The 21,141-nt window shown below is 75.8% G+C and carries 26 protein-coding genes and 1 rRNA gene; 11 read left to right on the top strand and 16 right to left on the bottom strand.

All coding sequences use genetic code 11. The annotated features are described in order from the left end of the window. Nucleotides 1-107: ribosomal RNA gene (gene rrf / locus TEK04_RS14330) — 5S ribosomal RNA — on the top strand; the annotation flags it as partial. Between the two features lie 122 nt (nucleotides 108-229). Here rrf and TEK04_RS14335 read toward each other — a convergent pair. From TEK04_RS14335 to TEK04_RS14345, 3 genes are read right to left on the bottom strand one after another with little or no spacing between them, the layout of a single operon-like run. Further along, complete coding sequence (locus TEK04_RS14335) at nucleotides 230-925, bottom strand: hypothetical protein (RefSeq protein WP_336405027.1); 696 nt, start codon at nucleotides 923-925, stop codon at nucleotides 230-232. Next, nucleotides 922-1,812 (bottom strand): ABC transporter ATP-binding protein, encoded by an 891-nt coding sequence (locus TEK04_RS14340; RefSeq protein ID WP_336405028.1) that lies wholly within the window; start codon nucleotides 1,810-1,812, stop codon nucleotides 922-924. Before TEK04_RS14340 ends, TEK04_RS14335 begins: the two co-directional genes overlap by 4 nt. Next, entirely contained in the window at nucleotides 1,809-2,171 is a 363-nt protein-coding gene (locus TEK04_RS14345) for a GntR family transcriptional regulator (RefSeq protein ID WP_336405029.1), read from the bottom strand. Before TEK04_RS14345 ends, TEK04_RS14340 begins: the two co-directional genes overlap by 4 nt. Before the next feature lie 155 nt (nucleotides 2,172-2,326). Here TEK04_RS14345 and TEK04_RS14350 point away from each other — a divergent pair, with 155 nt between their 5' ends. The 8 genes from TEK04_RS14350 to alc are packed head-to-tail and all read left to right on the top strand — an operon-like array spanning nucleotide 2,327 to nucleotide 9,134. Continuing rightward, nucleotides 2,327-2,629: an urease subunit gamma gene (locus TEK04_RS14350; protein ID WP_336405030.1), complete on the top strand. Its 303-nt coding sequence runs from the start codon at nucleotides 2,327-2,329 to the stop codon at nucleotides 2,627-2,629. Next, the gene (locus TEK04_RS14355) at nucleotides 2,626-2,934 is read left to right on the top strand and encodes an urease subunit beta (protein ID WP_336405031.1); all 309 of its coding nucleotides are present in this window, start codon (nucleotides 2,626-2,628) and stop codon (nucleotides 2,932-2,934) included. The genes TEK04_RS14350 and TEK04_RS14355 overlap by 4 nt, the downstream gene beginning before the upstream one ends. Next, nucleotides 2,934-4,655: an urease subunit alpha gene (locus tag TEK04_RS14360; RefSeq protein WP_336405032.1), complete on the top strand. Its 1,722-nt coding sequence runs from the start codon at nucleotides 2,934-2,936 to the stop codon at nucleotides 4,653-4,655. The genes TEK04_RS14355 and TEK04_RS14360 overlap by 1 nt, the downstream gene beginning before the upstream one ends. Before the next feature lie 2 nt (nucleotides 4,656-4,657). After that, nucleotides 4,658-5,353 (top strand): urease accessory protein UreF, encoded by a 696-nt coding sequence (locus TEK04_RS14365; protein WP_336405033.1) that lies wholly within the window; start codon nucleotides 4,658-4,660, stop codon nucleotides 5,351-5,353. 31 nt (nucleotides 5,354-5,384) lie between these two features. Continuing rightward, nucleotides 5,385-6,071: an urease accessory protein UreG gene (gene ureG / locus TEK04_RS14370; protein WP_336405034.1), complete on the top strand. Its 687-nt coding sequence runs from the start codon at nucleotides 5,385-5,387 to the stop codon at nucleotides 6,069-6,071. After that, nucleotides 6,068-6,778 carry an urease accessory protein UreD gene (locus TEK04_RS14375; RefSeq protein ID WP_336405035.1) on the top strand — a complete coding sequence of 237 codons (711 nt, stop codon included), beginning with the start codon at nucleotides 6,068-6,070 and terminating at the stop codon, nucleotides 6,776-6,778. The genes ureG and TEK04_RS14375 overlap by 4 nt, the downstream gene beginning before the upstream one ends. Next, the gene (allB, locus tag TEK04_RS14380) at nucleotides 6,775-8,124 is read left to right on the top strand and encodes an allantoinase AllB (protein WP_336405036.1); all 1,350 of its coding nucleotides are present in this window, start codon (nucleotides 6,775-6,777) and stop codon (nucleotides 8,122-8,124) included. The genes TEK04_RS14375 and allB overlap by 4 nt, the downstream gene beginning before the upstream one ends. After that, a complete protein-coding gene (alc, locus tag TEK04_RS14385; protein ID WP_336405037.1) occupies nucleotides 8,121-9,134 on the top strand; it encodes an allantoicase in 1,014 nt (337 codons plus the stop codon). The genes allB and alc overlap by 4 nt, the downstream gene beginning before the upstream one ends. A 52-nt stretch (nucleotides 9,135-9,186) precedes the next feature. On the opposite strand, the gene egtE is transcribed toward alc, so the two are convergent. From egtE to egtA, 9 genes are all read right to left on the bottom strand, one after another. Continuing rightward, a complete protein-coding gene (gene egtE, locus TEK04_RS14390) occupies nucleotides 9,187-10,293 on the bottom strand; it encodes an ergothioneine biosynthesis PLP-dependent enzyme EgtE (protein ID WP_336405038.1) in 1,107 nt (368 codons plus the stop codon). Nucleotides 10,294-10,315: 22 nt separating this feature from the next. Then, complete coding sequence (locus TEK04_RS14395) at nucleotides 10,316-11,152, bottom strand: anti-sigma factor (RefSeq protein ID WP_336405039.1); 837 nt, start codon at nucleotides 11,150-11,152, stop codon at nucleotides 10,316-10,318. Then, on the bottom strand, nucleotides 11,133-11,723 hold the full coding sequence (locus TEK04_RS14400) for an RNA polymerase sigma factor (protein ID WP_336405040.1): 591 nt from the start codon (nucleotides 11,721-11,723) through the stop codon (nucleotides 11,133-11,135). Before TEK04_RS14400 ends, TEK04_RS14395 begins: the two co-directional genes overlap by 20 nt. A gap of 37 nt (nucleotides 11,724-11,760) precedes the next feature. Next, nucleotides 11,761-12,465, bottom strand: a complete 705-nt coding sequence (locus TEK04_RS14405; RefSeq protein WP_336405041.1) for a class F sortase — start codon at nucleotides 12,463-12,465, stop codon at nucleotides 11,761-11,763. A gap of 25 nt (nucleotides 12,466-12,490) precedes the next feature. Continuing rightward, a complete protein-coding gene (locus TEK04_RS14410; RefSeq protein ID WP_336405042.1) occupies nucleotides 12,491-13,303 on the bottom strand; it encodes a DUF4397 domain-containing protein in 813 nt (270 codons plus the stop codon). A gap of 85 nt (nucleotides 13,304-13,388) precedes the next feature. After that, a complete protein-coding gene (egtD, locus tag TEK04_RS14415) occupies nucleotides 13,389-14,357 on the bottom strand; it encodes an L-histidine N(alpha)-methyltransferase (protein WP_336405043.1) in 969 nt (322 codons plus the stop codon). Further along, entirely contained in the window at nucleotides 14,354-15,043 is a 690-nt protein-coding gene (egtC, locus tag TEK04_RS14420) for an ergothioneine biosynthesis protein EgtC (protein ID WP_336405044.1), read from the bottom strand. Before egtC ends, egtD begins: the two co-directional genes overlap by 4 nt. A gap of 5 nt (nucleotides 15,044-15,048) precedes the next feature. Next, on the bottom strand, nucleotides 15,049-16,311 hold the full coding sequence (egtB, locus tag TEK04_RS14425) for an ergothioneine biosynthesis protein EgtB (protein ID WP_336405045.1): 1,263 nt from the start codon (nucleotides 16,309-16,311) through the stop codon (nucleotides 15,049-15,051). Further along, nucleotides 16,308-17,558, bottom strand: a complete 1,251-nt coding sequence (egtA, locus tag TEK04_RS14430; protein WP_336405046.1) for an ergothioneine biosynthesis glutamate--cysteine ligase EgtA — start codon at nucleotides 17,556-17,558, stop codon at nucleotides 16,308-16,310. The genes egtB and egtA overlap by 4 nt, the downstream gene beginning before the upstream one ends. 174 nt (nucleotides 17,559-17,732) lie before the next feature. Here egtA and TEK04_RS14435 point away from each other — a divergent pair, with 174 nt between their 5' ends. Continuing rightward, on the top strand, nucleotides 17,733-18,182 hold the full coding sequence (locus tag TEK04_RS14435; RefSeq protein WP_336405047.1) for a DUF309 domain-containing protein: 450 nt from the start codon (nucleotides 17,733-17,735) through the stop codon (nucleotides 18,180-18,182). Nucleotides 18,183-18,200: 18 nt separating this feature from the next. Here the strand turns inward: TEK04_RS14435 and TEK04_RS14440 are convergent, their stop codons facing one another. Then, nucleotides 18,201-18,827 carry a DedA family protein gene (locus TEK04_RS14440; protein WP_336405048.1) on the bottom strand — a complete coding sequence of 209 codons (627 nt, stop codon included), beginning with the start codon at nucleotides 18,825-18,827 and terminating at the stop codon, nucleotides 18,201-18,203. A 40-nt stretch (nucleotides 18,828-18,867) separates the two neighbouring features. Next, nucleotides 18,868-19,317 carry a MarR family winged helix-turn-helix transcriptional regulator gene (locus tag TEK04_RS14445; RefSeq protein WP_336405049.1) on the bottom strand — a complete coding sequence of 150 codons (450 nt, stop codon included), beginning with the start codon at nucleotides 19,315-19,317 and terminating at the stop codon, nucleotides 18,868-18,870. A 75-nt stretch (nucleotides 19,318-19,392) separates the two neighbouring features. On the opposite strand from TEK04_RS14445, the gene TEK04_RS14450 reads away from it, so the two are divergent. Continuing rightward, the gene (locus TEK04_RS14450; protein WP_336405050.1) at nucleotides 19,393-20,175 is read left to right on the top strand and encodes a TspO-related membrane protein; all 783 of its coding nucleotides are present in this window, start codon (nucleotides 19,393-19,395) and stop codon (nucleotides 20,173-20,175) included. A 28-nt stretch (nucleotides 20,176-20,203) separates the two neighbouring features. Here TEK04_RS14450 and TEK04_RS14455 read toward each other — a convergent pair whose 3' ends face one another. Both TEK04_RS14455 and TEK04_RS14460 read right to left on the bottom strand, forming a co-directional pair. Continuing rightward, nucleotides 20,204-20,707 (bottom strand): HAAS signaling domain-containing protein, encoded by a 504-nt coding sequence (locus TEK04_RS14455; protein ID WP_336405051.1) that lies wholly within the window; start codon nucleotides 20,705-20,707, stop codon nucleotides 20,204-20,206. After that, nucleotides 20,704-21,045, bottom strand: a complete 342-nt coding sequence (locus TEK04_RS14460; RefSeq protein ID WP_336405052.1) for a PadR family transcriptional regulator — start codon at nucleotides 21,043-21,045, stop codon at nucleotides 20,704-20,706. The genes TEK04_RS14455 and TEK04_RS14460 overlap by 4 nt, the downstream gene beginning before the upstream one ends. Nucleotides 21,046-21,141: the final 96 nt, after the last annotated feature.

Consider the following 21,141-nt stretch of genomic DNA (forward strand, 5'->3'; position numbering starts at 1 on the left):
ATGGCGAGAGGGAAACGCCCGGTCTCATTCCGAACCCGGAAGCTAAGCCTCTCAGCGCCGATGGTACTGCCCGGGGGACTGGGTGGGAGAGTAGGACGCCGCCGGACACCATTCCATCAAGGGGGTCGCAGCACACACGCTGTGACCCCCTTGATGCGTTCCTGACGCAATGTGCTCGTGTCCGGCCGGGCGTCCGGCCCGCCGGGCGCGGACCCCCGGCGAACACGGGTCAGGGAACAGCCCGCCGTAGCCCCCAGAACCCGGCAGCGGCGACGGCTGCGGCCACGACGGCGGGGCCGGCCAGCAGCAGGGCGATCATCGACGTGTCGGTGAAGAACGCCCCAACGGCCGGCCACCCGCTCCGCCACGTGATGAGTGCCGCGGCGCTGCCGGTGGCCAGGAGCAGTCCGATGGTCAGGGTCCACATGCCCGCCGGCCCCCAGCGCTTGATGACGACGCCGAGGCCGATGCCCACCGACGCCGCGAGGAACATCGGCACCCCGAAGACGAGGACCTGCAGAGCCGGGTTGCCGACGTCGACCGGACCTGGCGCCCAGAAGCGCAGGTCCACACCCCAGCCGGACGTCGCCTGCTCGGCCAGCGCCAGGACGGTCAGCGCCACCCCGTAGACGAGGGCCTGGAGCCCCGCCGCCACCAGCGTCCCCAGGTAGAAGGTCCGCCGGGTCAGGCTCAGACCTATCGCCATGGGGAACAGCTGCGTGACCGACTGCAGGAACACGATGGCGACCGCGATGTACATCGAGACGAGGCCGCCGGTGCCGCCCTGGTTGCGTGCGTCGGCAGGCATGGCTGCCCAGATCGCCAGGTTGATCGCGAAGCTCGAACCGACGACGAGCCAGGGCACGCCGATGGCCACGAGGGCGTGCACGGCGTGCAGCCGTGCCGCAGCGAGGGTGCGGTTCATCGGAGGGTCTCCTGCAGGTCGGGGGTGGCGGGCTGGCTGAGGGCGACGACCAACTGCTGCAGGGACGTGCGCTCGCACGAGAGCCCGGCTGCGACGGCGGTGGCCCGGGCGTCGGCGCTGGGCGTCTCCACGACCGCGCGGGTGTAGGCCCCCACGGCCTCCGAGCGGAGGACGCGGCGCCCGGTGGCGAAGGTGTCGACCGGAGCCGTCGGCCCGGACACGGTGAGCGCCCGGCCGCGCAGCGCCTCGGCGTCCTCGTCCAGGAGCACCCGACCGCGATCGACCAGCAGGACGTGCTCGAGCAGGTCGCCGATCTCCTCGATCAGGTGCGTGCTCAGCACGACCGTCCGGGGCTGCTCGGCGTAGTCGGCGATCAGGCGGTCGTAGAACAGCTGGCGGGCGACGGCGTCGAGCCCCAGGTAGGGCTCGTCGAAGAAGGTCAGAGGCGCCCGGGACGCGAGGCCCACGGCGATGCCGACCATCGACGTCATCCCCCGTGACAGCTTCTTGACCGCACGCCGGCGGGGGAGGTCGAAGTCGGCCACCACGCTGCGGGCGACGTCCTCGTCCCAGTCCGGGAACAGCATCGCCGCGCTGGACAGCACGTCGCAGACCCGGAAGTGGTCCGGGTAGCGCTGGCTCTCCTTCACGAAGCAGACGCGGCTGAGCACGGCGTCGTTCTCGTAGGGATCGGCCCCGAACACGCGGACCCGGCCGGCGGTCGGGACGCGGTGGCCGGTGAGCAGCTGCATGAGGGTCGTCTTCCCGGCCCCGTTGCGGCCCAGCAACCCGGTGATGCAGTCGGTGCGCAGCTCGGTGCTGACGCCGTCGACGGCGGTCTGCCCGCGGAAGCGCACCGTGACGTCGTCCAGCGTGGCGGCGCTCATGCCTGATCCCGGTGCTGGTCGATCATGGCCGCCAACTGGGTGGCGGAGATACCCAGCTTGGCCGCCTCGGTCAGCAGGGGCACGACGTACTGGGTGGCGAACTCGGTGCGGCGGCGTGCGAGCAGCTGCTCGCGTGCGCCGGGGGACACGAACATCCCGACTCCTCGTCTCTTGTGGAGGACCCCGTCGTCGACCAGGCGGTGCAGGCCCTTGGCCGCGGTGGCGGGGTTGATGCGGTGGAAGGCGGCCAGCTCGTTGGTCGAGGGGGCCTGGCTGTCCTCGGGGAGGGAGCCGTCGACGATCGCGTTCTCCACCTGGGCCGCGATCTGCAGGAAGATCGGGCCGGCGTCGTCGTTCACGCCGGCCGGGGGCGGTCGCGGGAGGTGCCGAGGCTCCCTGGTTCATTACTCATGTAATGAACCATAGAACTCACCGCGGCTGGTGGGCAAGACCCGTGGCAACACGACCGTCACACCCACGGGTTAGCGTCCGGGGGACCCGAGACGGAGGACGTGTGCACCTCACCCCGCACGAGCAGGAACGGTTGCTGCTCAGCTACGCCGCCGAGCTCGCCCGCCGCCGGCGCGCCCGAGGCCTGAGGCTGAACCTCCCCGAGGCCACCGCGCTCGTCGCCGACCACGTCCTCGAGGGGGCCCGCGACGGCGTCCTGGTCACCGACCTCATGCAGACCGGTCGCACCGTGCTCACCCGTGACGACGTGATGGACGGCGTCCCCGAGCTGCTGGAGGAGGTGCAGGTGGAGGCGACGTTCCCCGACGGCACCAAGCTCGTGACCGTCCACCACCCGATCCCGTGAGCGTGGTCCCTGGCGAGGTGATCCCGGCCGACGGCGTCATCGAGACGCTGCCCGGTGCACCCCGCGTCGAGCTCGAGGTCGTCAACAGCGGTGACCGGCCGGTCCAGGTCGGCTCGCACTTCCACTTCGCGCAGACCAACGCGGCGCTGCTCTTCGACCGCGTCGCGGCCCACGGTCACCGCCTCGACATCGCCGCCGGCACCGCCGTGCGGTTCGAGCCCGGCATCGAGCAGACCGTCCTGCTCGTACCCCTGGCCGGCGCCCGGGTCGTCCCCGGGCTCACCGCCGAAGGAGGTCTGGGCTGATGGTCCAGCTGTCCCGCGAGCGCTACGCCCAGCTGTACGGCCCCACCACCGGGGACCGCATCCGGCTGGCCGACACCGACCTGCTCCTCGAGGTCACCGAGGACCGCTCCGGTGGCCCCGGCCTGGCCGGCGAGGAAGCGGTGTTCGGCGGGGGCAAGGTAATCCGTGAGTCCATGGGCCAGGGGCGCGCCACCCGCGCCGAGGGCGCCCCCGACCTGGTCATCACCGGGGCCGTGGTGCTCGACCACTGGGGCGTCGTGAAAGCCGACGTCGGCATCCGCGACGGTCGCATCGTGGCCCTGGGCAAGGCCGGCAACCCCGACACCATGGACGGCGTGCACCCCGACCTGGTCATCGGGCCGGCGACCGAGGTGCTCGCCGGCAACGGCAAGGTCCTCACCGCCGGCGGCATCGACTGCCACGTGCACTTCATCTGCCCGCAGATCGTGCCCACGGCGCTGGGGTCCGGCGTGACCACCCTCATCGGGGGCGGCACCGGTCCGGCCGAGGGCTCGAAGGCCACGACGATCACCCCGGGCGACTGGTACCTGGCCCGCATGCTCGAGTCGATGGACGTGTGGCCGGTCAACGTGGCGCTCCTGGGGAAGGGCAACACCGTCTCGCACGCCTCCCTGGAGGAGCAGCTCCGGGCCGGCGCCAGCGGCTTCAAGCTGCACGAGGACTGGGGCTCCACGCCCGCGGCCATCGATGCCGCGCTCACCGTCGCCGGTCGGTACGGCGTCCCGGTGGCGTTGCACTCCGACACCCTGAACGAGGCCGGGTTCGTCGAGGACACCCTCGCCGCCATCGCCGGGCGGAGCATCCACGCCTACCACACCGAAGGCGCCGGGGGCGGGCACGCGCCCGACATCATCACGGTCGCGGGTGCGGCGAACGTGCTGCCCAGCAGCACCAACCCGACCCGGCCGCACACCGTCAACACCCTCGACGAGCACCTCGACATGCTCATGGTCTGCCACCACCTGGACAGCTCCGTGCCCGAGGACCTCGCCTTCGCCGAGAGCCGCATCCGGCCGACCACCATCGCCGCGGAGGACCTGCTGCACGACATCGGCGCCATCTCCATGATCGGCTCCGACGCCCAGGCGATGGGCCGGGTCGGAGAGGTGGTCATGCGCACCTGGCAGACCGCCCACGTCATGAAGCGGCGCCGCGGGGCGCTGCCCGGCGACGGCGCGGCCGACAACGCCCGGGCCCGCCGCTACGTCGCCAAGTACACGATCTGCCCGGCCGTGGCGCACGGCATCGACGGCGAGGTCGGCTCGGTGGAACCGGGCAAGCTCGCCGACCTGGTGCTCTGGGACCCCAAGCTGTTCGGCGTGCGGCCGCACGTGGTGCTCAAGGGGGGCATGATCGCCTGGGGCCAGATGGGCGACGCCAACGCCTCGATCCCCACCCCCCAGCCGGTGTACCCCCGGCCGATGTTCGGCGCGTACGGCGCGGTGCCGGCGCAGACGTCGCTGCACTTCGTCGCGCAGGCCGCCCTCGACGCGGGCCTGGCCGACCGGCTCGCGGTCGGCCGACGGCTGGCCGCGGTCACCGACACCAGCCGACTCGCCAAGGCCGACATGCCCGAGAACACCGCGCTGCCCGACATCCGGGTCGACCCGCACACCTTCACCGTGTCCGTCGACGGCGAGGTCTGGGAGCCCGAGCCGGTCGCCGAGCTGCCCATGGCTCAGCGCTACTTCCTGTTCTGACCGTGACCGCTGCGCTGCTGACCCTCGCCGACTCCCGGCTGCCCGCCGGGGGGCACACGCACTCCGGGGGCGTCGAGCAGGCCATCGCTGCGGGGGTCGTGCACGACCCCCGCAGCCTGGAGGTGTTCCTCCGCCGCCGCCTGACGACGGCCGGAGCCACGGCCGCGGGTCTGGCGGCCGCCGCGTGCCGGGCAGCCGGCGGGGCCACCGGCGGGGTCACCGGCAGGGCCACCGGCCTGGCGGACGCGCTGGCCCGGCTCGACGCCGAGGCCGACGCGCGCACCCCGTCGCCGGCGCTGCGGCAGGCGTCCCGCCAGCAGGGCCGTGGCCTGGTCCGGGTGGGCCGGCGAGCCTGGCCGGGCCCGCTCTGGGACGAACTGCCCGCCCACCCCCACCACCCGCTCGCGCTGGGCGTGGCCGCCGCGGCCGGCGGGCTGGATCCCGCCGACGCCGCGCAGGCCGCCGCCTACCTGTCGATCACCGGCTCGGCCACCGCCGCGCAGCGGTTGCTGGCCATGGACCCGATCACCGTCGCCACCGTCACCGCCCGGCTGACCGCGGAGGTCGACGACGTCGCGGCCCGGGTCGCCGACGGGGCCGACCCGGACCCGAGCTGGCTGCCGGCCGACACCGACCCCCTGCTCGACCTGCTCGCCGAGGTGCATGCCGACCGCGGCGACCGCTACTTCGCCTCCTGACCCGCCCACCCCCTGACCCCCGGGAGCGACCATGCCGCCGGACCACCTGCTCGACGACTACGTCGACCCCTACGACGACCCCGCCGCGCGCGGCCACCGGCACGGCCCGCTGCGGGTGGGCCTGGGCGGCCCCGTCGGCTCGGGCAAGACCGCGCTGGCCGCAGCCCTGTGCCGCACCCTGGGCGCCGAGCTCGACCTCGCCGTCGTCACCAACGACATCTACACGACCGAGGACGCCGACTTCCTGCGCCGCCACGCCGTCCTGCTCGACGACCGCATCGAGGCGGTGCAGACCGGCTGCTGCCCGCACACCGCCATCCGCGACGACATCACCGCCAACCTCGACGCGGTCGAGCTGCTGGAGTCCCGGCACCCGGGGTTGGAGCTGGTGCTGGTGGAGTCCGGCGGGGACAACCTCACCGCGTCGTTCAGCTACGGCCTGGTCGACGTCCAGATCTTCGTGGTCGACGTCGCCGGCGGGGACAAGGTGCCCCGCAAGGGCGGGCCGGGGGTCACCGCCTCGGACCTGCTCGTGGTGAACAAGACCGACCTGGCCCCGCTGGTGGGGGCCGACCTCGACGTCATGCGGCGCGACTCGGCCGCGGTGCGGGCCGACAAGCCGACCCTGCTCATCTCGCTGCGCGAGGACCCGGCCGCCACCGAGGTGGCCGCCTGGGTGCGCCAGCAGCTGCGCAGCCGGGCCGCCCAGCACGCGTGAGGACGCTGGTCGAGGTGGTCGCCCGGGCCGGTCCGGGCGGGCGCACCGTGCTGCCGGTCGTGCGGTCCTCGGGCCAGCTGGCGGTCCGCCGCACCGGTCCGACCACCGTGCACCTCGTCGCCACGGCGTTCGGGCCGCTCGGCGGCGACGACGCCGAGCTCCGTCTCGTGGTCGAGCCCGGCGCCCGGCTCGCCGTCCGCACGGTCGCGGCCGCCGTCGTGCTCCCCGCCCGGGGCGACTCACCGCCCTCGGCGCAGCGGGTGCACGCGGAGGTGGGCGGTGCCCTCGACCTGCGGTTCGAGCCGACCGTCGTCACCCGCGGTGCCCGGCACCGCGCCCTGCTGCACGCCCAGCTCGACGACGGCGCCGAGCTCACCGCCACCGAGCAGGTGCAGCTCGGCCGGGTCGGGGAGGAGCCCGGCCGCTGGACCGGCACCACCCGGGTCGAGCGGGGCGGGGTCCCCGTCCTGCACACCACGGTCGGCCTCGGCCCCGGGGCGGCGGCCTGGTCGCCGCCGGTGGCGCCGCGCGCGTACGCCAGCACCGTCCACCTGGGCCGGTCACGGGACCGGGCCACCGACACCGACGCCGTCCGGCTGCCGCTGGACCGTGGTTGGGTGGCCACCGCCTGGGGCGAGCGGCTCGCGCCCACCCTGCGCCGGCTCGCCCTGCTCGAGGGCGCCGCACCCGCCGAGGAGGCCCTGTGATCGTCCGAGCCCGCCGCGTGGTGCTGCCCGACGGGGAGCGGCCCGCTGCCGTGCACGTCGCCGACGGGCGGGTCGTGGCCGTCACCGGGTTCGACGACCTCGGCGGCGGAGGGGACGCTGAGGTCACCACGCTGGACGACGACGAGGTGCTGCTGCCCGGGCTGGTCGACAGCCACGTGCACGTCAACGAACCCGGCCGCACCGAGTGGGAGGGGTTCGCCAGCGCCACCCGCGCCGCCGCGGCCGGCGGCATCACCACCGTCGTGGACATGCCGCTCAACTCGATCCCGCCCACCACGACGGTCGAGGGGCTGGCGGTCAAGCGCGCGGCCGCGCTGGGCCAGGTGTCGGTCGACGTCGCCTTCTGGGGCGGCGCGGTGCCCGGCAACGTCGGCCAGCTGCGGCCGATGCTGGACGCCGGGGTGGTCGGCTTCAAGTGCTTCCTGCTCGACAGCGGCGTCCCCGAGTTCCCGCCGCTGGACGACGCCGGCCTGCTGGCTGCGCTCACCGAGCTCGCCGCCGTCGACGGCCTGCTCATCGCGCACTGCGAGGACGAGGACACCATCGCGGCCGCACCCGACCCCGCGGGCCGCAGGTACGCGGGCTTCCTCGCCTCCCGGCCGCCGGCCGCCGAGGAGACCGCCATCGCCCGGCTGGTCGCCGCCGCGGCGGTCACCGGAGCGCGGGTGCACGTCGTCCACCTGGCCGACGCCGGCGCGCTGCCGCTGCTGCGCCGGGCCCGTGCCGACGGCGTCCGCATCACCGTCGAGACCTGCCCGCACTACCTCACCTTCGCCGCCGACGAGGTGCCCGACGGCGACACCGCCTTCAAGTGCTGCCCGCCGATCCGGGAGGCCGCGCACCGGGAGGAGCTGTGGACCGCCCTGGCCGACGGCGCGGTCGACCCGGTCATCGACATGGTGGTCAGCGACCACTCGCCGTGCACCCCCGAGCTCAAGCGGCTCGACGTCGGCGACTTCGGGCTGGCCTGGGGCGGCATCGCGGGCCTGCAGGTCACCCTGCCCGCGGTCTGGACCGGCGCCCGGGCGCGCGGGGTGCCCCTGACCCGGGTGGTGGAGCTGATGTCGGCTGCGCCGGCCGCGCTCGCCGGCCTGCCGACCAAGGGCGGCATCGCCGTCGGGAAGGACGCCGACCTCGTCGCCTTCGCCCCCGACGCACGGTCGACCGTCGGCGAGCTGCACCACCGCAACCCGGTCACGCCCTACGCCGGCCGCGAGCTCGTGGGCGTCGTGCGGCGGGTCTGGCTGCGCGGCACCTACCTCGACGGCGGCCCCCCGCGGGGCCGGCTCCTGGACCGCGGTGGCTCTGCCAGAGTGACGCCGTGACCGCACCTGCCTGGACCGCGCTGCCCGACCTCGCCGACCGCGCCCAGGGCGGCGCGGTGGTCGCCGCCAACGACGAGTTCTTCGCTGCGCGGGAGAACCTCGTGCTGCCCGGGCCGGCCGTGGCCCGGCCCGACTTCGGGCACAAGGGCAAGGAGTACGACGGCTGGGAGACCCGCCGCCGCCGGGAGCCCGGGGAGGACTGGGCGATCGTGCGCCTGGGCACCCCGGGCGTGGTGGCCGGCGTGGTCGTGGACACCGCGTTCTTCCTGGGCAACTACCCGCCGCAGGCCTCGGTGCAGGCCCTCGCCGTCGAGGGTCACCCGTCGGTCGAGGAGCTGGTCGCCGCCGACTGGCAGCCGCTGCTGCCCCGCGTCGACCTCGCCGGCGGCACCGCCAACGCCTTCGACGTCGCCCCTGGCCCCCGGGTGACCCACGTGCGGTTGACCATCCACCCCGACGGCGGGGTGGCCCGCTTCCGGGTGCACGGCACCGCCGTCCCCGACCCCCGGTACCTCGACGCCGGCCCCTTCGACCTGGCGGCGCTGGAGAACGGTGGCCGGGTGACGGCGGTGAGCAACGCCTTCTACGGCAGCCCGCACCAGCTGCTGGGCCGGGGCGACGCCGCGAACATGGGCGGCGGCTGGGAGAACGCGCGCCGGCGGGGTGGCGGCAACGACTGGGTCGACGTGCAGCTGGCCTGCGAGGGTGTCGTGGCCCTCGCCGAGCTGGACACCTCGTACTTCCTGGGCAACGCCCCGGGCGCGGCCGCGCTGACCGGCCGCACCGCCGACGGTGCCGAGGTGGAGCTGCTGCCCCGCACCGGCCTGCAGCCCGACACCCGGCACCGCTTCCTGCTGACCGACGCCCCGGGCGTGGTCGCGGTGCGGCTCGACGTCTTCCCCGACGGCGGCATGGCGCGGCTGCGGCTGTGGGGCCGGGCCACCGAGGCCGGCCGAGCGCAGCTGCAGGCGGCCTTCGACGGCCGGGCCGAACCCGGTCGACCCGGGTAGCGAGTACGACCCGCCGGCCGCGGAGCGCGTCGACACCGCGCGCCGACCGGGGTCAGCGCAGCGGCAGGGCCGCGGCGAGGGTCTCCACCTCGGCCTCGGTGACGTCGAGGTGCGGCGAGACCCGCAGGACCGGCTCGGTCAGCTCGCCCGGTGCCCGGGACGGCAGGCACAGCGTGGTCACGATGCCGTGCTCGGCGCGCAGCCGGGCGTGCGCGGTCACGACGTCGGGCCCGGTCAGGGTGGTGGCCGCGGTCGGCTCGTCGACCGGCTCCACGACCTGCCACTCCGGGACCTCGGCCAGCGCCTCCCGCACGGCCCGCCCGATGCCGGCCAGCCGCTCGCGGACCGCGACCGGTCCGGCGGCCAGGTGCTCGCCGACGGCCAGGGTGAGCCCGACCCGGCCGGCCAGGTGCGCGTCGTGGGTCTCGTAGGACAGCGCGTCGGCCGGGTCGCCCTGCACCGGGCTCAGGCCGGCCCGGACGCCGGGTCGGGTGACCAGGAAGCCGACCCCGCGCGGCCCGGCCAGCCACTTGCGCGAGGTCCCGTAGACGACGTCGGCGGGGACGTCGCAGTCCACCTGGCCGAGCGCCTGCGCGACGTCCACCACCAGCGGCACCCCGGTCGCCCGGCACAGCCGGGACACCTCGACCCAGGGCTGGACGACGGCGCGGTGGCTGGCCACGACGGTCAGGTGCACCGCCGCCGGCGGCTGCGAGCGCAGCAGCCGGGCCAGCGCGTCGACGTCGACCCGCCCCAGGTCGTCGGCGGCGAGCACCTGGGGCTGCAGGCCGTGGTGGGTCAGCGCGGCCAGGTTGCCGTGGTACTCACCGGGCAGGACGGCGACCCGCGACCCGGCCGGCAACCGCCAGGCGTCGAGCAGGATCCGGATGGAGGACGACGCGCTCTCGGTGAACGAGACGTCGGCCGCGGCCATCCCGACCAGGCCGGCCAGCACCGAGCGGCCCTGCTGCAGCAGCATCTCCGCCGACTCCTGGGCCACGTACCCGCCGACCTCGGCCTCGTGCCGGGCGTGGTGGGCGACCGCGTCGAGCACCTTCGCCGACTGCCGGCTGCAGGCCGCGGAGTCCAGGTGCACCCCGGCCGGTCGGGGACGGGCGGCGCGCCAGGCGGCCCCGAGGTCGGGGTGGGGGATCGTCACCGGGTCATCGTGCCCTGCACGTTCAGCGGAGCGTGCCCCGGGCGACCGAGTCGCTGGAGTGCTCCGGGTCGCCGTCGTAGGGCTCCAGCGACACGTCGACGGTGTCGTAGTCGGCCAGGTCGACGCCCTCGGGCACGACGTAGCTGCCGGAGGCGCCCTCCAGGTTCCCCAGCGACAGCGCTCCGCGGTCGGCGGACAGCAGCCACACCTCGTAGAACCCGTCCGTGGCCGGCGGCGGTGCGGTCAGCTGCACCTGCAGGTCCCACCGGCCGTCGGTCTCGGTCAGGGTGGCCTCGCCGGAGCTGTCCCAGTCGCCGAACGGGTCGAGCTGGGCGGAGGCGACGGCGGTCCCCGGGATGGGGACCGGGGTGCCGGCGTCGCGGGTGAGGGCGGCGCCGACGGCCACCCCGACGAGCAGACCGGCCGCGACCGCGCTCGTCACCACCCAGCGCCGGCGGGTCGACCGGCGGGCCGGCCCGACCGAAGTGCCGGCCTCCTCCGCACCGGCCGGGGACGCCGGCACCGCCCGCAGCGCCGGTGCGGCCGCGGTCGTGTCGTCCGCCGGTGCCGGGGTGGAGGCGTCGACGGGGCTGGGGAGGCCGACGAGGGCGGGGCCGGCCGACCGCGGGGTGGCGGTGACCCCGGTCTGCGCGGCGACCGCGGCCCAGACGCGGTCGGACACGGGGATCGGCGGGCCGTCCTCGGGCACGTCGGCGGGGGCGACGGCCTCGACCGCCCGGCGCAGCGAACGGACCTCGGCGGTGCAGGTCGGGCAGGTGGTGAGGTGGCGGGCGTCGGCCGCCGGCAGCTGTTCGCCGAGCGCGGCGACGGCGAGGTCCTCAGGCGCGCAGTGGGTCACCGGGCACCTCCAACCTGGTCCGTAACCGCTCCAACGTCCGCCGGATGTGGCTCTTCACCGTGCCCAGCGGCAGGCCCGTGCGGTCGGCAATCTCGCCGTGGGTCAGGTCGGCGAAGAACGCGAGCTCGATGATGCCGCGCTGGGGCTGGCCGAGCTGCTCCAGCGCGCCGAGGACGAGCACCCGGTCGGTGACCGCGCGGTCCAGCGGCTCGTCGGACGGCGGCGCGCCGGCGGCGCCGGCAGCGGTCGTGGCGCGGCGGTCCCGCTCGCGGCGGGCCCAGGCGTCGGCGATGCGGTGCCGGCAGATCCCGGTCAACCAGGCCGGCAGCGGACCGGTGTCGGGGCGGTACCGGTGCCGGCCGGTCCAGGCGGAGACGAAGGTCTGCTGCACGACGTCCTCGGCCTCGGGGCCCGGGCCCACCGCCCGCACCGCCATGCCGTGCAGGCGGGCTGCCCACCGCTCGTAGGCCCACGCGAGGGCCTGCTCGTCGCCGGCGGCGAACCGGCGTCCGACCTCGTCGTCCGAGGGGTCGTCGGTGGCCGGCGGGGGCGACGCGTCCATGGCGACCATGCCGTCGACCCTAGGGTTGAGCAGCGGAAACGGCATCTCAGACCGGTTCTGCGACCACGACGACGTTGTCCTCGTAGGAGCGGATGTCAGCGAGGAACGGGCCGCCGCAGGTGATCAGCACCAGCCGCGGCGGACCGCTGCGGGCGAACAGGTCAGCCAGCGGCACCGACTGCTTGCTGAACTCTTCGCGGGCCACCACCTGCCAGGTGGTCGAGCCGCCGGCGGCGTCGGTGACCTGCACCTGGTCCCCGACCGACGTCCTGGCCAGCGGGGACATCGCGCCCAGGCCCTGCTCGGCGTCGTCGACGTGCCCGGCCAGGACCGCCGAGCCCTCCGGCGCGCCGGGGGCGGGGCCGAACCGGTACCAGCCGACCCGGGACACGTCCTCGGGGATCGTCATGTTCCCGTCCGGCTCGACCCCGACGGCGTCGACCGGGGCGTCGATGCCCAGCGCGGGCACCACCAGCCGGGTGGGTGCGGGTAGGGCCGGGGCGACCTGAGGGGTGGCCGGGCGGGCGGTCACCGGGGGCAGGGGAACCCCCGACGACCCACCCGACCCGGCCGGGTCCGGTCCGGCTGCACCCAACCCCGGGGAGGGGGACGCCGCCGGACCGGACGCGCTGGCGACCACCTCGGCGACCGGCGGGCCGTCCGACGTCCCCGGCCGGGTGAGCAGCCAGGCGGTCGGCACGCCGACCGCGAGCAGCACGCCCAGCACGACCAGCAGGACGGGGACGCGCACCCCCGGGCGCACGGGTGGCCCCGGGTCAGCCGCGCTCGGCGGTGAGCCGCCGGGCACCGAGGCCGAGGGCAACCATGCCGAGCAGTGCGGCACCGACGACCGGCAGCGGCACGCTGCTGTCCAGCAGCCCCGCCGAGCCGCCGGGGACGCCGGACGGGCTGGAGTGCGTGCCCTCGATGGTCTGGACGGCGAGCTGGTAGCCCGCGTCCTCCGAGCCCCAGGCGTAGACGACGGTCGAGGTGCCCTCGGCCAGGGTCAGGTCGGCCGGGCCGATGGCGACGGTGTCGGTGCCGGCCAGCACGACGTCGGCGGAGACGGTGCCCGCCGCGGTCACCAGGCTGGCCTCGTCCGGGTTGGACAGGTCGGGCACGATCACCTGGCCGCCGGCGCGGACGTCGACGGCGGGGGCCGCGGCGTTGTGGCGGACGGTCACCCGGGCCTGGCCGGCCGGGACCGCCGAGGTGTCGTTGACGTAGGGGGTCAGCACCGGGGTGCCGTCGGCGGTCAGGTGCGCGGAGATCGTGGCGTTTGCGCCAGCCGGGACGCTGACGTCGTCCGCGGAGGCGGCCGGCTGGGTGCTCGCCGGGTCGGAGCCGGCCGGGTAGATGGCCAGGTCGTAGGTGCCGGCGGGCAGCTGCAGCGGGTCGGTCAGGGTGCCGGGCTGGAAGTCCGGGATCAGCTCCTCGCCGTTGGCGTAGACGTCGACCGGGACGCCGGGGACGGCGTGCAGGACGGAGACGGTTGCGGTGTCCTCCGCGGCGAAGGCCGGGGCGGCGAAGGCGCCGAGGGCGAGGGCGCCGGTGGCGCCGACGACGAGGGTCCTGCGGAGCGGGGTCATCGAGTGTCCTTCCGTGGAGTGGGTGGTGCTCTCACCCCCACTTCCGCCGAACCCCCCGCCCCGGATGCAGCGCGCGCGAAGAAAATCAGGAAGGCGTCGCGAGGGTCAGCGCGAAGTCCCCGTCCGGGTCGGTCCAGCACTCGGCGACCCGCAGCCCGGCGGCCGCCAGCTCGGCCTCGACGCCCTCGACGGTGAACTTGGTGGACACCTCGGTGCGCAGGTCCTCGCCCGCGGCGAACGGGACGTCGAGGTCCAGCGCGCCGATGTGCACCACCTGGTCGCGCACCGAGCGCAGCCGCATCTCGATCCAGGAGTTCTCCGGGTCCCACAGCGCCACGTGCTCGAAGGCGTCCAGGTCGGCGTCGGCGTCGAGCTCCCGGTCGACCACCGCGAGCACGTTCTTGTTGAACGTCGCGGTCACCCCGGCCGCGTCGTCGTAGGCGGTGACCAGCCGGCCGGTGTCCTTGACCAGGTCGGTGCCCAGCAGGAACCAGTCGCCGGGGTCGAGCATCGCGCCCACGTCGGCCAGGAACGCCGCTCTCGGCCCGGGCTCGAGGTTGCCGATGGTCGAGCCGAGGAAGGCCACCAACCGGGTGCCCTCGTGGGGGAGCTTGCCCAAGTGCTCGGTGAAGTCACCGACGACGGCGTCCACCGCGAGGTCGGGGAACCGCTCGCCGATCACCTGGCCGGCGTGCCGCAGCACCGACGCGTCGACGTCGAAGGGCACGAACCGGCGCAGGGTGCCGGCGGTGGTCAGCGACTCGAGCAGCAGCTGGGTCTTCTCCGACGTCCCGCTGCCCAGCTCGACCAGGGTGTCGGCCCCGGAGAGCACCGCGACCTCGTCGGCGTGCGCGGCCAGGATCGAACGCTCGGCCCGGGTCGGGTAGTACTCGGGCAGCCGGGTGATCTCGTCGAACAGCTCGCTGCCGCGGGCGTCGTAGAACCAGGTGGGCGGCAGGGTCTTCGGCGTCGCGGTCAGGCCGGCCCGCACGTCGGCGCGCAGCGCGGCGCCGGCGTCGACCGGGCCGAGGTGGTCGGTCAGGGTGAAGCTCACTGCAGGGCCTCCAGGGTGGTGCCGTCGGGGGTGACCGTGACCAGGTGCCGGTCGGGGACGTCGGTCCAGCGCGGGTCGTCGTCGTAGGGCTCGCTGGCCAGCACGGTGCCCTCGTCGAGCTCGAGCACCGACAGGGTGTCGCCCCAGGTGGTGGCCAGCAGCCGGGTGCCGTCGGCGGCCAGCAGGTTCAGCCGCGCCGCGGGGTCCGCCGTCCCGACCTCGACGACGACGTCGCCGAGCGCGTCGACGCCGCGGTCGAGCACGAGCGCCGCGAGCTGCGCGCTGTCGCACACCGACTCCGCGCCCGGCGCGGGCGTGAGGACGGCGCGGTCGACGCGGCCGTTGTGCGAGATCAGCCAGCGGCCGTCGGTGAACGGCGCCGCGGCGGTCTCGTCGACCGGCATGCCGACGGTGGCCGACCGCACGGCGGCCAGCACGCACGACGACGTCACCGCCGGTGCCACCGACGCGAACGAAGCCGAGCCCCACAGCGGGGTGGCCGCGCGCCAGCGGGCGGGCTCGGCGCGGTCGGGTGCCCACCAGCCCACGCCCCAGCCGTCGGCGTTGACCGTGCCGTGCCGCTGCCGCCGGGGGGCGTAGGACTGCACCAGCAGCGCGGACGGCGGTTCCAGCACCAGCGACGCGAGGCTGCGGGGCCTCCCCAGGTACGCGATGTGCCTACACACGGTGCCTACACATCCCAGGCCAGCCGCACCCCGCTGAACACCTGCCGGCGCTGCGGGTGGTCCCAGTTGCGGAAGCTCGGCCGCAGGATCGACGCGCCCACCGACCAGGCGCCGCCGCGCAGCACCTTGTAGTCGCCGCCGAAGAACGGGGCGGAGTAGTCGGCGTAGAGCATCGGGGTGAAACCGGGCCACGCGGTGAAGTCCGACGACGTCCACTCCCAGACGTCGCCCATGAGCTGCTCGACGCCGTAGGCCGAGGCGCCGGCGGGGTAGGCGCCGACCGGGGCCGGGCGCAGCGCCGTGCCGCCGAGGTTGGCCAGCTCCGGGGTCGGCTCGGTGGATCCCCAGGGGAACCGGGGGCGCCGGCCGGCGCCGGGGTCCCAGGCAGCGGCCTTCTCCCACTCGACCTCGGTGGGCAGCCGGCCGCCGGCCCAGCGGGCGCAGGCGTCGGCCTCGAACCAGGTGATGTGCTGGACCGGTTCGTCACCGGGTACCTCCTCCCGGGTGCCGAAGCGGGTGCGGGTGCCGTCGCCGTGCCAGGTCATCGGGTGCTGCAGGCCCATGTCGGTGCGCACTTGCCAGCCGCGGTCGGTCCACAGCTCGGGGCGGGCGTAGCCGCCGTCCCCGATGAACTGCTCGTACTCAGCGTTGGTGACCGGCACCCGGCCGATCTCGAACGCCGGGACGTCGACGGTGTGCGCACCCCGCTCGTTGTCCAGGCTGAACGGCTCGCTCGTGCCGTCGACGCCGATCTGCACGGGGCCGCCGGGCACCAGGACACGGGTGCCGACCACGCCGGTGCGCCCGGGCGGCAGGGGGGTGCCCGTGCCCAGCAGCGCCGGGCCCGAGCGCAGCTGCAGGGTCTGCAGCATCGTCTCGTCGTGCTGCTGCTCGTGGCTGACGACCATCGCGACCTCGAAGGCGTCGGCGTCGGCGATGCGGTCCAGCACCCGGCCGCGGACCTCGGCGACGTAGCCGCGGGCCTCGACCGGGGGCAGCAGGGGGAGCTGGGCGCGGACCGCGCGGGGGTGGGTGAACGCGTCGTAGAGCTGCTCGACGTCGGGGCGCAGGATGCCGCAGCGCCCGGCCTCGCCGCCGCGCAGCAGCCACAGGTCCTCCTGCTGGCCGATGTGCGCGAGGTCCCAGACCAGCGGGCTCATCAGCGGGTCGTGCTGGCGCAGCAGCTCGGGCTCGTCGAGGTCGGTGAGGTGCAGGGTGCGCTCCCGCGCCGCGGCGAGGTCGCGCACCACCGTGTCGATGTCGGTCACTGGTCCTCCTCGGTGGCCGCCAGCAACGCGGCCTCGGGTCCCGCGGTGCGGGCGGTGGTCAGGACGGCGTCCCCCGGGCTGCGGCCGGCCTCGACCAGCTCGGCCAGGGCGTGCAGGTCGGGGCGCAGGCCGGCGGGGACCCGGTCGGCCGCGGCCGCCAGGCAGGCCCGGGCGGCGGCGTGCAGGGCGGGGTCGGCCAGGCTGTGGTGGGCGGCGTCGGTCCAGCGACCGACGACGGGCAGGCAGGCCTCGGCGGCCCGGTCGGCGGCCACCGGGTCGTCGAGCAGGGTGGCGACCAGGGCGGCCAGCGCCGGCCAGGCCGGGCCGGCGTCGAGGTAGCGGACCTCCAGGAACCCGCGCAACCGGATCGGCGGGAACAGCGTGGTCAGGTGGTAGTCGAGGTCGCCGGCCGAGGGACGGCGGCCGCCCAGCAGGACCCGCCCGGCCGCCCAGTCGGCGAACGGCACCCTGCTGGTCACCGGTTCGGCGCCGCCGTCGTCGGTCCAGCGCACCAGCATCACCGGGGCGGCCAGGGCGTAGTCGGCCCACTCGTCGGCCGGCTCGCGACGGCCCAGGAGCGGCCCGCAGCGGGCCTGGTCGAGGTCGCCCCACACCTGCTGCCGGGTCGAGGCCCAGCCGGTCTCGCGGCCGGCCAGCAGGGGTGAGCTCGCGGAGACGGCCACCAGCACCGGGCCCAGGGCGTGCGCCAGGGCCACCCGGTCGCGCTGCTCGGCACCCACCCCGGCCTCGAGGTTGAGCTGCAGCGACGCCGTCGACGTCATCATGGCCGCGCCCGCCCGCGGGCAGCCGACGGCGGCGAAGTGCCGCTCCATGGCCCGGTACCGCGGGCCGGGGCTGACCCGGCCCGTGGGCCGCAGCGGGTCGGTGCCCAGCGGGGCCAGGCCCAGCCCGTCGGCGCGCAGCGCCCCGCGGACCACCGCGACGTCGGCCCGCAACCCGGCCACGGCCGCGACGACGTCCGGCTCCGGCGGGCCGGAGAGCTCGACCTGGCCGCCGGGCTCCAGGGTCACCCGGCTGCGGCCGGTCAGCGGCGGCAGCGCGGCGACGGCTGCGGTGATCCGGGACCACGGCACGCGCGCGCCCGGGTCGGCGAGGTCCACCAGGTGCGCCTCGAGCTCCAGCCCCACGGGGCCGGGTGGGGCCGGGGTCAGGGCGGTCGCGTGCACGTGCTCGCGGGCGGCCGCGACGTCGGCCAGCGGGACCAGGTGCTGATCGGTGCCGTGCACGGGCGTGGCCACCCCCTCCAGGTCCGGACCGGTCGACGACGACCGCGGGTCGGTGCGGGGGCGGTCTGCGCGGGGCGGACCGTCCTCGCTCCCCAGGGTGCCCCCCGTGCTCGCGCCGGGGCAACCCAGGGGGTGCCCGTCCACCTGGTGGACACCTGGTGGTGGGGTGGGGGCATGGTGCGCGACCGCGACGAGGAGGGCCGGGCCCGCAACGCCCGCCCACGCGACGGGCTCGGCCGGCCGCTGCCCTACGGGGTGCCGGGGGAGCCGCGGGCGCCGGAAGGCGTCGTCCGCTCGGCGGCGCAGACCCTCGCCGAGGCGCAGGAGCTGCTCGACGCCGGGCGCCCCTTCCACGCCCACGAGGTGCTGGAGGACGCCTGGAAGACCGGGCCGCCCGAGCAGCGCGAGCTCTGGCGCGGGCTGGCCCAGCTGGCCGTCGGGCTGACCCACGCGGCGCGCGGCAACGCCACCGGGGCGCGCACCCTCCTCGACCGCGGCGCCGGGCACGTGGCCGCGGCCGCCGAGGCGGCCGCGGCCCTGGGCGTGGACGGGCCCGGGCTCGCGGCGTGGGCGCGGGCGCTGGACGTCGCCGCCGTGGGTGACCCGCCCCGGTTGCGGACCTGACCGGCGGTCCGGCCGGGGTCAGGCCCCGGCGGCCACGGGGGCGGGCGTGGCGAGGGCGGCCCGGCGGCGGCGGACCAGCTTGACGGCGAGCACGGCGGCCACCAGCAGGCCGACGACCAGTGGTACGACGGCGTAGAGGTCGGGGTCCAGCGGCGGCACCAGCGAGGCGGCGGTGGTACCGCTCACCACCATCACCGAGGCCCAGGCGGTGGCGCCGGCCAGCTGGGCGACGGTGAACCGGCGGTAGGACACCCCGGCCGCGGCCGCCGCGCGCGGGGTGAGGGTGCGGGTGCCGGCGACGCACTGCGCGACGGCGACCACGACGAGGGGGTGCTGCCGCAGGCCGGCGAAGACCCGGCCGAGCAGGCGGCGCAGCCGTCCCTTCACCTTCGCCGGGGCCGCGGTGTGCCGACCCCGCCACCACGACAGGTGGGCCCCGACGACGGTGGACGCGGTGACGACGGCGATGACCAGGGCGAGGGGCAACCCCCGGTTGACAGACAGCCACCCGGCCGCGAGCGCGGCGGTGCTGCCGGGCAGCAGCATGCCGGCCAGGAAACCGGCCTCGACGACCAGGACGGCGGCGATCACCACGAGCCCCGTGCCGCGCGGGGTGTGCAGGAGGGAGCGCAGCAGGTCGTCCACCGTCGGGTGGTGCCCCGCCGGGCCGGCCGCCGAACATGCCTCAGTCGCGCACCGGGGGGCGCAGTGCCTCGACCGCGCGGTGCAGGAACGCGCCCACCACCTGCACCTCGTCGTCGGTCATGTCCGCCAGGACCGCGCCGACCCGGTCGGCCATGGGGGTGAAGAACTCCCGGGCGAGCTCGCGGGCGGTGTCCTGCACCCGCAGCACCACCTGACGGCGGTCGGTGCTGCTGCGCTCGCGCACGAGGTGGCCGCTGCGCTCGAGCCGGTCGACGAGCGCCGTGGTGGCCGGTGAGGACAGCCGGAGCTCGGTGGCCAGCCGTCCCGGGGTCATGGCGCGCCCCGCCACCGCGGCGCCGACCACCACGGCGAGGGCGTCGAGGTCGGTGCGGTGCAGGTCGTGCGCGTCGCCGAAGACGGCGGCCGTGCGGTTGCTCTCGACCGCGACCTGGCGGAGGAGGAGGACCACCTCGCGGTGGGCGGGGTCCATCGTCACCTCCGGTTTGGGCCAGGTCTCTCCACGGTAGAGACATCTCGTCGTCGAGCAGCGTGCGAGGAGCGAACCATGAAGGACACCACCAGGGTCGCGGCGGTCGTGGTGGCCGCCGTCGCCCAGATCGTCGGCAGCCCGCTGGGCACCCTGATCTCGGGCCGCAGCGTCGGCGACGTCAGCGACGGTGCCCGCTCGCTGGTGACCCCGGCCGGCTACGCGTTCTCCATCTGGGGGGTGGTCTTCCTCGGGTCGCTGGCCTGGGCGGTCTACCAGGCGCTGCCCGCGCAGCGCAGCCGGCTGGTGCACCGGGTGACCGGGTGGCCGCTGGCGCTGGCGTTCCTCGGCAACACGGTCTGGGAGGTCGTCTACCCCCTCGGCGGGGCCTGGCAGTACGTCGCCCAGGTGCTGATCTTCGGGATCACCGCCGCCGCAGCCGTGGGCTTCGCCCGGTTGCAGCGCAGCGAGGTGCAGCACGACCTCACCGGCGCCGCCCGGGTGCTCCCGGCCGCCACGGCGGGCCTGCTGCTGGGCTGGGTGACCGTCGCGCCGGTGGCCAACGTGGGCAACACCGGCGTCGCGCTGGGGGCCGACCCGGCGGCGACGTACTCGACGGTCGCCGCGGTGGCCGCGCTGGTGGCGGTGGCGCTGATCGGGGCCTTCGTCGTCCTGAACGCCCAGGTGGCGGCCGGCCCGTTCGCCGCGGCCGTCGTCTGGGGCGTGCTCGCGATCGCGGCGACCGGCGGTCCGCTGCCGGTGACCGTGGCCGCCGTCGGGGCGGCCGCCGTGGTGGTGGTCGCCCTCGGCGTGCGGGCCGCGGCGCCGCGGGTCAGCGCCCGCGCCCTGCTCGTCGGCTGACTCCTCCGGCGGCGGCCCGCGCCAGACCTCAGGTGAGGGCGACGGCCAGCCCGGCGACCAGCGCGGCGAACAGGAGCAGGACGCCGACCACGGTGAGGACGGCGGTCCGCGCGGTGGGGGTCAGGGCCCGGCCGTCGCGGGGGTCGCGCACCTGCCGCGCCCGGGCCGCGACGCGCCGCCCACCGGGCACCCCGAGCAGCAGCCCGACCAGCACGGACCCCCACCACGGCAGGCCGAGGTGGCTGCCGCCCTCGAACAGGTCGACCGCGCCCACCGCCAGGAACCAGCCGGCCAGGGCGCCGCTGACCAGTTCGAGGGCAGTGCCCGCCCGGCTGTCGCGCCGGTGCTCGTGGGTGAGCGACGCGGCGTAGGCCCGGGGCGTGCCGAACACCTCGGCGGGGTCCTCGCCGGTCTCGGCGACGTGGCTGTCGACCTCGGCGACGACCTCGCCGATGCGCTCGGCCGGGACCCGGCGCAGCCGCAGGGCGGCCACGAGGCGCTGCTGGTAGTCGGTGGTGGCGGGGCCGGTCATCGGGTGCTCCTCGGGTCGGGGAGCAGGCCGTGCGCCTGCTCGGTGAAGGTGTGCCAGGCGGCGCTGCGGCGGGCCAGGTGCTCGCGGCCCGCCGGGGTGACGGCGAAGAACTTGCGGCCGGGACCACCGACCCCCTCGCGCCAGGAGGACGTGAGCAGCCCGTCGGCCTCCAGCCGGTTGAGCACCGGGTAGAGCGTGCCGCCCTTCACCGTGCCCAAGCCGCCGGCCTGCAGCCGCTGGGCCACCGCGTAGCCGTAGGTCTCGTGCTCGGCGACCGCGGCGAGCACGGCCAGGGGCAGCACCGCCCGCAGCCACTCGGTCGGGATGTCGCCGTCCACGAGTAGACCGTAGCGACCACTAGTCAGGCTCGTCAACTAGTCGGGACGTCCGGGCGATCAAGGTGGGTGGTTAAGGTTAGGCTCACCTAATCCAGA

Origin of the sequence: Klenkia sesuvii (assembly GCF_037083825.1) — a bacterium.
In the GTDB taxonomy this organism is placed as follows: Bacteria; Actinomycetota; Actinomycetes; order Mycobacteriales; family Geodermatophilaceae; genus Klenkia; species Klenkia sesuvii.

Excerpts from the sequence above, each read along its gene's own strand:
- TEK04_RS14335 (WP_336405027.1), bottom strand. The coding sequence starts at position 925 with ATGAACCGCACCCTCGCTGCGGCACGGCTGCACGCCGTGCACGCCCTC.
- TEK04_RS14340 (WP_336405028.1), bottom strand. The coding sequence starts at position 1,812 with ATGAGCGCCGCCACGCTGGACGACGTCACGGTGCGCTTCCGCGGGCAG.
- TEK04_RS14360 (WP_336405032.1), top strand. The coding sequence starts at position 2,934 with ATGGTCCAGCTGTCCCGCGAGCGCTACGCCCAGCTGTACGGCCCCACC.
- ureG (WP_336405034.1), top strand. The coding sequence starts at position 5,385 with ATGCCGCCGGACCACCTGCTCGACGACTACGTCGACCCCTACGACGAC.
- TEK04_RS14400 (WP_336405040.1), bottom strand. The coding sequence starts at position 11,723 with ATGGTCGCCATGGACGCGTCGCCCCCGCCGGCCACCGACGACCCCTCG.
- TEK04_RS14410 (WP_336405042.1), bottom strand. The coding sequence starts at position 13,303 with ATGACCCCGCTCCGCAGGACCCTCGTCGTCGGCGCCACCGGCGCCCTC.
- TEK04_RS14435 (WP_336405047.1), top strand. The coding sequence starts at position 17,733 with ATGGTGCGCGACCGCGACGAGGAGGGCCGGGCCCGCAACGCCCGCCCA.
- TEK04_RS14445 (WP_336405049.1), bottom strand. The coding sequence starts at position 19,317 with ATGGACCCCGCCCACCGCGAGGTGGTCCTCCTCCTCCGCCAGGTCGCG.
- TEK04_RS14450 (WP_336405050.1), top strand. The coding sequence starts at position 19,393 with ATGAAGGACACCACCAGGGTCGCGGCGGTCGTGGTGGCCGCCGTCGCC.
- TEK04_RS14455 (WP_336405051.1), bottom strand. The coding sequence starts at position 20,707 with ATGACCGGCCCCGCCACCACCGACTACCAGCAGCGCCTCGTGGCCGCC.